Origin of the sequence: Streptococcus cristatus, from assembly GCF_008369405.1 — a bacterium.
Lineage (GTDB): Bacteria > Bacillota > Bacilli > Lactobacillales > Streptococcaceae > Streptococcus > Streptococcus cristatus_G.
On the sequence record NZ_VSJJ01000005.1, the window covers coordinates 130,380 to 142,889 of the forward strand.

Below are 12,510 nucleotides of genomic sequence, written 5' to 3' on the forward strand. Positions count from 1 at the left end.
TTACTTTTTATCTTCTTCAATCGCTCGCTTGAGGGCATTCCAGCCCAAGGTCGCACACTTAATTCGCTGCGGGAATTTGGCAACGCCTGCTAAAAAGGCTCCATCTCCCAATTCTTTCTGGCGACTATCTTCTTGGCCCTGAACCATCTGCGAGAAGACCTCTGCTAATTCCAGCGCCTGCTCTTTTGTCTTGCCCAGAACCGCATCCGTCATCATGCTGGCCGAAGCCGTTGAAATGGTACAGCCAGAATTTACAAAGGCAATATCCTCAATCTGATTTTCAGCATTAAACTTCACAGACAGGCTGATAACATCGCCACAAGTCGGGTTATTGAGAACCACCTGCTCCACATCTTCCAGTTTCCCATGATGATGGGGGTGAGCCGAGTGATCGGTCACAACCGCCTTGTAAAGACTGTCTAACTTAGAAAGTGCCATTGAAAAACTCCTTTGTCTCTTCTAAAGCATCTACCAGCTTGTCGCAATCCGCATAGGTATTGTAAACATAAAAGCTGGCTCGCACAGTCGCTGGCACCTGCAGATAGGTGAGCAGGGGTTGGGCACAATGGTGACCCGCCCGAACAGCCACTCCTTCGTAGTCCAGAGCCGTCGCGACATCATGCGGATGGAGACCATCTAGGTTAAAGGCAATCACGCCCGAACGCTGGGCCAAATCCTGAGAGCCATAAATCGTCAAACCTTCCACTGCTTGTAGCTTAGGAAATACGTAGGCAATCAAGTCCTGCTCATGCTGAGCAATGGCATCCATGCCCAATTCTTCCAAATAATCAATGGCCGCCGCAAGACCGATTGCTCCTGCCATATTTGGCGTTCCGGCCTCAAACTTCCACGGGAGCTCCTTCCAGGTCGCTTCCTGCTCATAGACAAAATCAATCATTTCGCCGCCAAACTCAACTGGCGACATCTGCTCTAGCAGTTCTTCCTTGCCATAGAGAACCCCTATACCAGTCGGGCCTGCCATCTTATGCCCCGAAAAGGCGAAGAAGTCCACATCCAAATCCTGCACATCAATCTTCATATGGGGAATAGACTGAGCCCCATCCACCACCAAAAGTGCCCCTTGCTGATGAACCAGTTGGGCAATCTCCTTGATGGGATTGATAATCCCGAGAACATTGGAAGCATGAGCCAGAGAAACAAACTTGGTTCGCTCATTGAGCTTGGCACGGAAATCTTCCATATCCAGAGCACCGTCCTTGAGATAGACATAAACCAACTTGGCTCCAGTCTTCCTACAAGCTTCTTGCCAAGGAATAACATTGGAATGGTGCTCCATAATGGAAATCATCACTTCGTCACCAGGCTGCAGCCTTTCAGACGCAAACTGAGCCACCCAGTTAAGCCCCGTCGTAGTTCCTCGTGTAAAGAGGACTTCTCTGCTAGAAGCTGCTTTGATAAAAGAGCGAACTCTTTCTCTGGCTGCTTCATAGGCTGCAGTTGCCCGCTCAGCTAACGTATGCACACCGCGGTGGACATTGGCATTGTCTCTAAGATAGTAGTTTTCAATAGCTGCCAGCACCTGCTTGGGTTTCTGGGTTGTCGCCGCATTGTCCAAATAAACCAAAGGCTCATCATTGACAATTTGGTCCAAAATGGGAAAATCTTGCTTGATTACTTCTGCATTAAATCCAGACATGAAGACTCCTATCTACTTACAAGGGACAAGGCCCAGCTTTTTATCTTTTTGCGAGAATAATATCGATATTTTCAATCATTTCATCACGGACTTCTTTAACAGGGATTTCTACAATCACTGAGCCCAAGAAGCCGCGCACGACCAAGCGCTCTGCCGTCGCCTTATCAAGCCCCCGACTCATGAGGTAGTACATATCTTCTGGATCTACCTGACCGATAGAAGCCGCGTGACCAGCTGTCACATCGTTCTCATCAATCAAGAGAATGGGATTAGCATCTGAGCGCGCTTGGTCAGACAGCATGAGAACTCGGCTTTCCTGCTGGGCATCTGCTCCCTTAGCCCCTTTGATAATATGACCGATACCATTGAAGGTCAGGGTTCCTTTTTCCAGGATAACCCCGTGCTGCAGGATATTTCCGATAGAGTTGCAGCCATAGTTAGTTACGCGGGTATCAATTCCTTGAACCTGCTTACCGCTGGAAAGGGCAACTACTTTCATATCCGCATGGCTGCCCTTGCCATAAAGGTCACTGTCAAAGTCTGCCACGACGTTTCCTTCGTTCATAACGCCAATTGCCCAGTCAATCATAGCATCGTTGTCCAGCTTACCGCGACGGCTGATATAAGCTGTTACATTTTCGCCTAGGCGGTCAATGGCTGAAAACTTAATCTGAGCTCCAGCTTGGGCAATGACTTCGACGGTGATATTAGCTGTTGTCGGAACAGTCCCTTGGCCATAAGTCTCCAAGCGTTCCAAGTAGTTAACCTTGGAGTGCTTGCCCGCGATAATCAAAATATGCTTGTTAAAAGGAACATCGCTTTCGCTGTCCTGATAAAAAATCCCTTCAATCGGCTGGTCAATCTCAACGTTGTCCGGCACATAAAGCACCGCACCGCTGTTGAAATAAGCCGTATGGTAAGCTGCTAATTTGTCCTCGTCGTACTTGACCGCGGACATGAAATGCTGCTCCACCAACTCTGGAATTTCTTCCAAAGCAGTGTGAAAATCAGTGAAGACCACACCTTGCTCCGCCAAATCTGCTGGCAACTGCTCAAGGACCGTTTGAGTTCCCATTTGGATAAACTTGAGATTGTCTCCGAGAGCCGTAAAATCTGGCACACTGGTCAAAGGCTCGCTATCAGAAATCCGTCCGTCTCCCAGATTCCAGCGGTGAAATTTAACCCGCTCAATAACTGGCAAATCCAGTTGGCCCATCTTGTCAAAAGCCTGCTGACGGAGACTGGCCAACCATTCTGGTTCTGCGTGAAGCTGTGAAAATTCGTGAATTAATTCTTTCGTCATGTCATTCTCCTATCTTTTATCAAAGTCAAAAGAATGTTTGACTAAGCTTCCTCAGTGTAGTTGAAGCCCAACTCTTCAGCCAACTTAGCATAGCCTTCTTTCTCCAAGCGGATTGCCAATTCTGGACCGCCAGAAAGAACGACTTTACCATCCATCATGACATGAACTACATCTGGAGTGATATAGTTGAGCAGGCGTTGGTAGTGGGTGATAATCATCGCACCAAAACCTTCACCACGCATAGCGTTGACCCCTTTAGAAACGACCTTAAGCGCATCGATATCCAGACCTGAGTCAATCTCATCCAAAAGCGCAAAAGTTGGCTCTAGCATAAGCAACTGCAGGATTTCATTGCGTTTTTTCTCACCACCTGAGAAGCCTTCATTGAGGTAGCGCTCAGCCATCTCTTCTTTCATGTTGAGCAGTTCCATCTTTTCATCTAGTTTAGTAATGAAGTCACGGACAGAGATTTTTTCATCATCTTCCTTGCCAGCATTCATGGCCGCACGGAGAAACTCTGCATTGGTAATGCCAGGAATTTCACTAGGATACTGCATCGCAAGGAAGAGTCCCATACGAGCACGCTCGTCTACTTCCAGCTCCAAGATATTAACCCCATCAAAAAGCACCTCTCCTTGAGTTACTTCGTAGTTAGGATTTCCCATAATGGCTGCAGACAAGGTAGATTTCCCTGTTCCATTTGGACCCATGATCGCTGCAACCTCTCCCGTTTTCAGAGTAAGATTTACCCCTTTGAGAATTTTTTTCCCTTCAATTTCAACATGAAGATCTTTGATTTCTAAGACAGACATTTCTTTTTCCTTTCTTTACTTAGCTGATTTACATACTTTAGTATACCAAAAAAAAGCCCAAAAGGCTTTTATTTTGTTTAGAACTATTCTTGTTTGTGTTTCTTTTGGTATCTCTTCTCTCGAACTTCTTCTCGATAAGAGGAGTTTCCGATAAAGCGCAGGATATTGAGCAGAGGCGTCCTCTGTGGACCCAGAACCCCTATTAGTTCTACTAAGAGTTCGACACCTAGCAGAAGGCCAATCACGAGGAGGAGTCCACCGATGCGGGTCGATACATTTAGCAGGAGGGAAATCATAGAGAAAATCATCGAAATCCCATAGATAACTAGAACTGTTCCCCGATGTGTCAGCCCCAAGGACAAGAGCCTATGATGAAGGTGATGACGGTCAGGCTGGTAAAATTTCTGACCAGACAAAGTCCGACGAACGATTGCTAAAAAAGTATCAGTAATCGGCACCCCCAAGATAATCATAGGCGTGACAATCGCTACTGCCGTCGCATTTTTCAAGCCTTGTAGAGACAGGACCGAAATCATAAAACCGATGAAAAGAGCCCCCGTATCCCCGCCATATATAATGGCTGGATGATAATTGTAAGGAAAGAAGCCAGCAATAGAGGCTACTAAGACCAAGATTGTCAGGGTTAGGAATAAATTATGGCCCGGCAAGAAAAAGTAGGAAACAATCCCCATGGTTAGCAAGGAAATAATGGAGACCCCGCTGACAAGGCCGTCTAAACCATCCATGAGATTGACCGCATTGGTAATGGAGACAATCCAGAGAATGGTCAAAATAAAAGATAGCCAAGGTGGGAAAAAGAGATGGGGACCACCAAAAGGAATCTTAAAGTCATCCAAGCGGAAATCCGTCAGCCACCAAATCAGGCAGGCAGCCAGCACAATCCCCCCTAACTTCATCAAAGGACTTAATTCTTTAATATCATCGATAAGACCCGTCAGGGCTACAATCAAGCCTCCTAGCACTACTGGCCAAATATAGTCAAAATAAGTCTGTTCAAAAAAAGTGACGCCAACAATCTGCGGCATGAATACCAAAGTTGCCAAGGTAAAAGCCGCTACAACCGCCAGACCGCCTGCACTCGGCATGGGCTTCTTATTGATTCGTCGAGCATTAGGATAGTCGACTGCATCCATTTTAAAAGCCAAGAGCCGAACGAGGGGAGTCAGCAAAACTCCGACAAAAAATGTCGCTAGTAGCACCAAAATGAACTTTAAGGGAAAAGCAATCATACGCATTCAACCTTTTGCAATTGTTGGATGGCTTCTGTCACCAAAAGCAGACGTCCGTGTTCTTGCAGGACAGCACGAGTAATATCTGTATCCTCAGCAAATTCCCGCATTTTAGCCAGTAACCAAGCTGGATAAAGCTCCGGTTGCTCTTCCAAATCTACCAAAATAGTCAGGTAGTAGGCAGAGTCATATTTATAGAGTTCTGACAGGTCTATTGGGTAGTCAACCGTTTTGGCGAAAGAAACTGCACTCTGCAAATCAGTAAATGACAAAATATAGTAGACATAACGGTCTAGATTCTCTTCCCTATCTTCTGAAGAATCTACAGAGGCCTCCTGATCAGCCTCTGCTGCCTCTAAAGATTTGACCGCCTCAAGGTCATCCTTACTCTTTTCAAAGATATTTTTCTCTAAAGTCTTTAAGAACTCATCTGGAGACATCTGGCTGAGCTCATCAATATCCGGTAGATTGCCCAAATCTTCAAAATTCAAATTCTTATCAATCTTGGATCTCGTCACAAAGACATCCAGCTTGTCTGGCTTAGGCGTCACCCGAAAACTCAGCATGCCACTATCTAAGAAGCTTTCCGGCATTTCCAGCTCATCCAAGATTGTATAGAAAAATTCTTCTGTTTTTTCTTGGGGCACTAGGAAATCTGCGATTTCCATTCCGTGTTCTTCTAAATCTTCCAACTGGATGGTGATTTTAATCGTCGAGTCATTAATCTGTTTCACTTCCATCTCATCAACCTCATACTTTCATAGTCTTTCTATTATACTAAAATTCTAAACTTATTTCAAAAAAATAACTGGTCAAATAAGAAAAGGCTGGGAAAATTTCCCAAGCCTTGATCAGCCAATAATGACCTTAATCAGACCGTAAACCAACAGCAAAACTCCGAGTCCGATCCGATATTTACCAAAGATTGTAAAGTCATGATTCTTGACATAGTCTGTCAGGAAGCGAATCACATAAAGACTGACTCCGAAAGCCACTCCCATCGCTACCAATAAAAGGAATAATTGGTCGAAACCTAAAGAATTACCCTTGATAATAAATTTCAGGATTTTCAGCCCACTTGCACCAAACATGATTGGAATCCCCAAGTAGAAAGTAAACTCTGTCACAACTGGTCGGCTGACACCATTCAAGAGACCACCGACAATGGTCGCACCTGAACGGCTGGTTCCTGGAAAGAGGGATAAGACTTGGAAAAGACCGATATAAAGAGCTGTTTGATAAGGAAGTTTGCTCAATTCTGTAACAGTCGGTTCCACCTGCTCTCGTTTTTCCAGATAGATAAAGGCAGCCCCGTAGATAATCAGCATGATTGCGACGGATACCAGATTATAAAAATGGGCTTCAAACCAATCGTCTAGGAAGAGACCGATGATTGCAGCTGGCAAAGCAGCAACGACGACCTTAGCCCAGAGCTGCCATGTCAGCTGAATTTGACGAGCTGTTTTCCCTGGTTTAAAAGGGTTGAGCTTATCAAAATAAATCACCACAACCGCCAAGATAGCTCCCAGCTGAATGACAACATTGAACATTTCCATGAAGGCTGGATTTTCATTTTTATACTTAATAAAATCTTGAATCAGAATCAAGTGGCCGGTACTCGAAATGGGTAGCCACTCTGTAATTCCTTCAACAATTCCATAAATAATGGACTTTAAAATTTCAATAATAAACATATCTAACTCCTAAAACAACTCTAACATTTATTATACCACATATTGGAGGAGAGGAAAAGCTTTCACAAGGGCTTTGGCAAGCTTTTTATCAAAAGGCTCCGCCACCTCCGCCTCCACCGCCACCAGAGAAGCCACCTCCTGCTCCGCCTCCTGATGAAACCGAGAAATGACTGGCCGTCGAAGCAATGTGTCCATAATTTGAAAAACTATGGGAACTTGCGTAGAAAATAGGATGAAGATTGTATTGTAGATAAGTATTCATAGACGCGTTTTCCAAGGAAATTTGACGCAGCTTCATGACCCGACTGACCCGATCCGCATAGCCAAATAGGGTAGCATAGACCAAAAGTCGGTTCCACAGGACAATGCCCTCTACCTCGGTATCGTATAGGCGAGCGATGTAGCGTAGCATATTCGCAAAGCTATTCCAGAGATAGAAATCATGAGCTCCCTCATCACTCAAGACACCATCCCGCTGATATAGCTGTAAGGCTCTGCCCAGCAGAACGGTCAACACCGAAGCAACAGCTGCAAGTGGAAGATAGGACCAAATAAAACCGTCTAGCTTGATCAAATAAATAAAAAATGTCAAGAGAGACAAGCCAAAAGCAAGGAAACTCGCCATTAGAGCCAACCACAAGAGAAGCTTTTCTCCTCGTTTCAAAGGACGATAGTGATCCTGCAAGTTTAGCTCCCGAATCTCCTTTAATACTTGTTCAGACAAAAGGTTTAAATCAGTTGAAAAGCGATTTTTTATTCGATTTCCAATTTGGCGGATTCGTGCTTCATCTGCTGATTTCTTATTTTTATAAAGATCTTCTGAAATCTGATAAGATTCAAACAAGTCTGCTACAGCTGCCTGTTTATGGTCGCCAAATGCCATCTGTAGGAATTTCCGTTCAAAATCTGACAAACCTTTTTTAGGAATTGGTTTCAGGATTGGCTTGTCTGCAGTTCCTAAAAGCTCTATATAGCCCCGATCCATCAAATCCAGCAAGGTCGCCTGCACCAAATTTTCAAATTTCAAATGCGCTCGTCCACCACTGGTCGGATCGACTTCTCTCATATCCACAGCAAAGATATTAGCCGCTACAATGAGAGGGGCCAGATCTTGCGGAGCTTCATAGAGGCGAGCGTCTTTAGGAAAAGCTTGGCTAGGGCGAATCTTCATCCGAAAGATCAGATAAAATATCCCCGAAAGTATCAGCAAGAACAAGGCCAAAAGAGGCAGATAGACTTCTCCCAAGCGATGATAAAACTGGCTCTTGGCTACAATTTCTTCTTCAACTGCTTGAAAAGTCTTTAGATAGTCGGTCGCTCTCAGATCCTCTGTCGCCTGATGCAGAGCCTGGCGATGCCAATATCCATGCAGTTCGACCTTCTTCCTACTAGGTAAATGAGATAGCTGAATCCGATAATCCGCGCGATTTCTATCTATAGTGGCCGATTGACCAAAATAACCTGTATGAACATACATGTCTGTTAAAGACCAGGTTCCCAAGCCCCAGACCTTAATCGTCACATTTTGCAGCTCCTCTTCCCAATCACTGATCGGTGTCCATTTGAGCTCTGCTATATCTTTATGGAGGAAAAGAAGATTGGTCAAGTTCCATGTGACTGTTACTTTGACCGTGTCTCCCTCTTTACCTGCATTGTAAATCTTGACTTCGTAGCCATCTCCCAAATCTGTAACTCGTGGCTCAAAGTCATATTTTACGACTCCATTGGTTTTCACGGAGACTTTTGGATCTGAATCAATAGCAAAGCCTTCTGGCATCTTTCCTGCTGAGCCTAGGGAAACCATCTGGCCATTGTAATCATCATCAAAATGATAAGTCACCTCTTCTGTATAGGTGGCTGTATTATCGGCATGGATCTCTAAATCTCCATTATAAGACTGGATTTGATAGTCTAAAGCTGACACTGTCCCAGCAAAAAACAAACTCAAAAGAAGAAGGAAAATTCCTGACAAGTACCTTTTCATAAACCAAAGTCCTTTTCTAAATCTTTATCCTATTATAGCATTTTTCTCAAGTAAGGGCTTACCGAGATTGAAAAGTCGAATATTTTTCGGTAGAATAGAAAGAACTATTTTAGAAGGACTAGGAGAGAATATGAAAAAATTCATTTTAACCTTATTGACAGCCCTCCTCGTCTGTCTGGGAACCCTTACCGTAGCTCAGGCGGATGATTATCTTAGAATTGGGATGGAAGCGGCTTATGCCCCTTTCAACTGGACCCAAGATGATGATTCAAATGGTGCTGTTAAAATCGAAGGAACAAATCAGTATGCCAATGGCTACGATGTCCAAGTTGCCAAGAAGATTGCTCAGGAAATGGGCAAGGAGCCTCTAGTTGTAAAAACTTCTTGGAACGGACTGATTCCAGCCTTGACATCTGGTAAAATCGATATGATTATCGCTGGTATGAGCCCAACTGCCGAACGGAAAAAAGAAATCGCCTTTTCTAACAGCTACTATACTAGTGAGCCTGTTATGCTGGTTCGAAAAGACGGCAACTACGCTAATGCTAAGACCCTCAAAGACTTCAAAGATGCTAAAATCACCTCTCAGCAAGGTGTCTATCTTTACAATCTGATTTCTCAACTGCCAGGTGCTAAGCAAGAGACCGCCATGGGAGATTTCGCCCAAATGCGTCAAGCTCTAGAATCTGGTGTTATTGACGGTTACATTTCTGAACGTCCCGAAGCTCTGACAGCCGAAGCTGCCAACTCTAAGTTCAAAATGATTCAATTCAAAGAGGGCTTTGAAGTTGGTGAAGAAGATGCCTCCATCGCTGTCGGTATGCGTAAAGACGACAGCCGAATCGAGCAAGCTAATGCAGCTATCGCTAAACTCTCAACAGATGACCAAGTCCAGCTGATGGATCAGATGATTAAAAATCAACCGGTAGATACTGATACCGACGATGCTGAAGATACATTCTTCAACAAAGTTTTTAAGATTTGGAAAGAAAACTGGCCACAGTTTTTACGTGGAGCTGGCTTGACCTTGCTCATTTCCATCACAGGGACAGTTGCTGGTCTACTGATCGGCTTGCTGATTGGAGTTTATCGGACAGCACCGATTTCAAAAAACAAGGCTTTAGCCTTCTTGCAAAAACTATTTGGTTGGTTCCTCAATGTTTACATTGAAATCTTCCGTGGTACTCCTATGATTGTCCAATCCATGGTTATCTACTATGGAACGGCTCAGGCTTTCGGTATTTCGATTGACCGGACAGCTGCAGCCATCTTTATCGTTTCTATCAATACTGGTGCTTACATGAGTGAAATTGTCCGCGGTGGTATCTTTGCCGTTGACAAGGGACAATTCGAAGCAGCTACTGCGCTAGGAATGACCCATGGTCAAACCATGCGCAAGGTTGTCCTGCCACAGGTAGTCCGCAACATTTTGCCTGCAACGGGTAATGAATTTGTCATCAATATCAAGGATACATCTGTCCTCAATGTTATCTCTGTGGTGGAGCTCTACTTCTCAGGAAATACGATTGCAACTCAGACTTATCAGTATTTCCAAACCTTTACCATTATCGCAGTCATTTACTTCGTCTTGACCTTTACCATCACTCGAATCCTACGTTTCATCGAGCGGAAGTTTGACACAGATCATTACACAACAGGTGCCAATCAAATGCAGACGGGAGAATTGAAACAATGACCGAAACAATTTTAGAAATTAAAAATCTCAAAAAATCCTATGGAGAGAACCAAGTCTTGAAAGACATTTCTCTGACTGTCCACAAGGGCGAAGTTATCTCCATTATCGGAAGTTCAGGTAGCGGGAAATCAACCTTTCTCCGCTCCATCAACCTCCTCGAAACACCTACTGCTGGCGAAATTCTCTACCGCGGAAAAAATGTCTTGGATGAAAATTACGACCTGACTCATTACCGCGAAAAGTTAGGCATGGTCTTCCAAAGTTTCAATCTTTTTGAAAATCTCAATGTCCTCGAAAACACCATCGTTGCTCAGACAACCGTACTCAAAAGAGAACGTGCTGAGGCAGAAAAGATTGCCAAAGAAAATCTGGAAAAGGTGGGAATGGGAGAGCTCTACTGGCAGGCCAAGCCTAAACAGCTTTCAGGTGGACAAAAACAGCGGGTTGCCATTGCGCGTGCGCTTTCCATGAATCCTGACGCTATCCTTTTCGATGAACCAACTTCAGCTCTTGACCCAGAAATGGTCGGTGAAGTTTTGAAAATCATGAAGGATTTGGCCAAAGAAGGCCTGACCATGATCGTCGTGACCCACGAAATGGAATTTGCCCGCGATGTTTCCAGCCGCGTTATCTTTATGGATAAGGGCGTTATCGCAGAAGAAGGCACTCCTCAAGAATTCTTTACCAATCCCAAAGAAGAACGGACCAAGGAATTCCTACGTCGCTTCTTAAAATAAATAAACAATCAACCAAACAGAACAAGACGGAAAAAATACATCCGTCTTGTTTTTTTATTCGCAAAATAAAAAAGCGGGTTCCCCCACTTTTTGAAGATTAGTCTTCAAACTTTTCATGATTTTTGTCGTAGAAATCAATCAAGCCAAGAGCTGTTTCAAAAGAAATATTCTTTACTTTTGCACGTCCTTGAGCAAGAGCAATAATTGACATTTCACGCGCGTTTGTTTCTTTACTAATACGGTAACCTGTAATTTTTTTGTCACGAACCCATCCAACAACTGACTCTACTTTTTCAAAATTTGATTTAGCCATTTCTTACTCCTCTCTAACTTATTTCGAATACTAATATAATGGTTTTTATACAGTTTGTCAACTTAGAAAAACCAAAACAAACAAATTAAATAATTCTGAATATTCTATATTTATTTAGCTTTGAGGGCTGAAAGGATCTGGGTGCGAATACTCTCCACTCCATCAGGATTTGCTGGAAGGAAAATCGTATTATTTCCTTCTTTATCCGCAAAATTATTCAAAGTATCTAGATATTGGTTGGTCAAGAGGATGGACATGATTTGCTCTTCTGTCAGTTCAACATTGGCCCCTTTGAGCTCTTGGATGGAGTCAGCTAAACCATCTACGATCGCCTTCCGCTGCTCTGCTATACCGACCCCGTGAAGACGGTCTTTCTCAGCCTCAGCCTCTGCTGCAGTAACGATTTTGATCTTATCTGCTTCTGCCAATTCCTGAGCTGCCACCCGCTTGCGTTGAGCGGCGTTGATTTCGTTCATAGACTGCTTGACTTCTGCATCTGGCTCAACCTTGGTAATCAAGGTTTTAACAATGATATAGCCATAAGTCGACATTTCTTCTGCCACCTGCTTTTGAACTTCTAGGGCAATCTCATCTTTCTTTTCAAAGAGCTCGTCCAAGGTCAGTTTAGGAACAGAGGAACGCAGGGCATCTTCGATATAAGACTTGATCTGCGCTTCTGGTCGCATGAGTTTATAGTAAGCATCCGTGACATTATGTTCATTTACCCGATACTGGGTCGCAACATTCATGGTCACAAAGACATTATCCTGAGTCTTGGTCTCAACAATAATCTCGCTCTGCAGCAAACGCAACTGGACACGAGCAGCAATTTTGTCAATTCCCAAAGGCAAACGCACATTCATCCCACTTGTACTGGTCTTGTGGTAGCGGCCGAAACGCTCAATGATGGCAACAGACTGCTGGCGTACGACATAGAGCGAACTAAATGCCGCTAAAACACAAAGAATGATAAAAAAGAGAAAGAAGAAAAAGAAGAAATTTAAAAACATAATCACATCTCCTTAATTTAATATAGTATATTCTAGCACACTCCTCAATCGCTT

At 43.9% G+C, this 12,510-nt stretch carries 12 protein-coding genes; 2 read left to right on the plus strand and 10 right to left on the minus strand.

What is annotated here, in order from left to right; all coding sequences use genetic code 11:
- The 8 genes from sufU to FXF62_RS06125 all read right to left on the minus strand — a co-directional run bounded on the left by sufU (position 1) and on the right by FXF62_RS06125 (position 8,700).
- The gene (gene sufU, locus FXF62_RS06090) at positions 1–438 is read right to left on the minus strand and encodes a Fe-S cluster assembly sulfur transfer protein SufU (protein WP_002902442.1); all 438 of its coding nucleotides are present in this window, start codon (positions 436–438) and stop codon (positions 1–3) included.
- A complete protein-coding gene (locus FXF62_RS06095; RefSeq protein ID WP_149518063.1) occupies positions 425–1,657 on the minus strand; it encodes a cysteine desulfurase in 1,233 nt (410 codons plus the stop codon). Before FXF62_RS06095 ends, sufU begins: the two co-directional genes overlap by 14 nt.
- 40 nt (positions 1,658–1,697) lie before the next feature.
- Entirely contained in the window at positions 1,698–2,960 is a 1,263-nt protein-coding gene (gene sufD, locus FXF62_RS06100) for a Fe-S cluster assembly protein SufD (protein ID WP_149518064.1), read from the minus strand.
- 41 nt (positions 2,961–3,001) lie between these two features.
- A complete protein-coding gene (gene sufC, locus FXF62_RS06105; protein WP_149518065.1) occupies positions 3,002–3,772 on the minus strand; it encodes a Fe-S cluster assembly ATPase SufC in 771 nt (256 codons plus the stop codon).
- An 83-nt stretch (positions 3,773–3,855) separates the two neighbouring features.
- Complete coding sequence (locus FXF62_RS06110; protein WP_045500708.1) at positions 3,856–5,028, minus strand: glycosyltransferase family 4 protein; 1,173 nt, start codon at positions 5,026–5,028, stop codon at positions 3,856–3,858.
- Entirely contained in the window at positions 5,019–5,762 is a 744-nt protein-coding gene (gene mecA, locus FXF62_RS06115; protein ID WP_149518066.1) for an adaptor protein MecA, read from the minus strand. Before mecA ends, FXF62_RS06110 begins: the two co-directional genes overlap by 10 nt.
- A gap of 111 nt (positions 5,763–5,873) precedes the next feature.
- Positions 5,874–6,716: an undecaprenyl-diphosphate phosphatase gene (locus tag FXF62_RS06120; RefSeq protein ID WP_149518067.1), complete on the minus strand. Its 843-nt coding sequence runs from the start codon at positions 6,714–6,716 to the stop codon at positions 5,874–5,876.
- Positions 6,717–6,804: 88 nt separating this feature from the next.
- Positions 6,805–8,700 (minus strand): DUF2207 domain-containing protein, encoded by a 1,896-nt coding sequence (locus FXF62_RS06125; RefSeq protein WP_149518068.1) that lies wholly within the window; start codon positions 8,698–8,700, stop codon positions 6,805–6,807.
- A gap of 130 nt (positions 8,701–8,830) precedes the next feature.
- On the opposite strand from FXF62_RS06125, the gene FXF62_RS06130 reads away from it, so the two are divergent.
- Positions 8,831–10,396, plus strand: coding sequence for an ABC transporter substrate-binding protein/permease (locus tag FXF62_RS06130; RefSeq protein ID WP_149518069.1), 1,566 nt, complete (start codon positions 8,831–8,833; stop codon positions 10,394–10,396).
- Complete coding sequence (locus FXF62_RS06135; RefSeq protein WP_149518070.1) at positions 10,393–11,133, plus strand: amino acid ABC transporter ATP-binding protein; 741 nt, start codon at positions 10,393–10,395, stop codon at positions 11,131–11,133. The genes FXF62_RS06130 and FXF62_RS06135 overlap by 4 nt, the downstream gene beginning before the upstream one ends.
- Positions 11,134–11,230: 97 nt before the next feature.
- Here FXF62_RS06135 and FXF62_RS06140 read toward each other — a convergent pair whose 3' ends face one another.
- Both FXF62_RS06140 and FXF62_RS06145 read right to left on the minus strand, forming a co-directional pair.
- A complete protein-coding gene (locus FXF62_RS06140; protein ID WP_001130035.1) occupies positions 11,231–11,446 on the minus strand; it encodes a capsule biosynthesis transcriptional regulator in 216 nt (71 codons plus the stop codon).
- 110 nt (positions 11,447–11,556) lie between these two features.
- Positions 11,557–12,456 (minus strand): SPFH domain-containing protein, encoded by a 900-nt coding sequence (locus FXF62_RS06145; RefSeq protein ID WP_149518071.1) that lies wholly within the window; start codon positions 12,454–12,456, stop codon positions 11,557–11,559.
- Between the last annotated feature and the right edge of the window lie 54 nt (positions 12,457–12,510).